At 61.9% G+C, this 599-nt stretch carries 1 protein-coding gene and 1 pseudogene; both read right to left on the bottom strand.

Features of this window, described 5'->3' with window-relative positions; all coding sequences use genetic code 11:
* A pseudogene (locus ACXJ7R_RS35815) lies at window positions 1-303 on the bottom strand (hypothetical protein); the annotation flags it as partial.
* Between the two features lie 107 nt (window positions 304-410).
* On the bottom strand, window positions 411-599 hold a 189-nt coding region (locus ACXJ7R_RS35820; protein WP_457155900.1), incomplete at its 5' end, for an EipA family protein.

Here is a 599-nt window from a genome sequence, read left to right on the forward strand (position 1 = left end):
CTCCATGCGCTCGATCGCCAGGCCCTTCATCGCCTCGTGGCCGCGACTGATCTCGACGAGCTGTTCGGCCACCTTCTCGCGCAACGCCTTGACGCTGATTTCGAGGCGGCGCGTCGACATGGCGTACTCGGCGCGAACGCGATCCTTGTCCGCCAGGATCTCGGTTTGCGTCAGAGGTATCGAGGCTTCGATGCGCTTGCGCGTCAGGGCGACGGCGCGGCGCCATATGGCCGGAGCAATCATAAGCGCCAGGAAGCCGGCGCAGAGAAAGCCGAGGACGAAGAACAGGACCGATTGGACCAAGTGACTACCCGTTGTGGACGGCAACCGCTAATGCAGGACTGTGCCACGTTGACATGGCGGAAATCCAGCGTTGCGGCAAGGCTTTGCCGCAACGGAACGGGATTAGCTCAGAACGGATTCCACGTGGCGCGTTCGGTGAGCTTCAGATAGCCGAGATTGACGCCGAGCCGGGCACCGACACCAGTGCGGATCGGCACCAAAAGCACATTGTTGTTCTTCAGCACGTTGAAGCCAACGCCGGCCACCACATAGGCCGAACCGGCGACGCCGCCATAGCGGTTGTAGAGGTTGCTCAC

This window comes from Mesorhizobium sp. P5_C1, assembly GCF_054049815.1.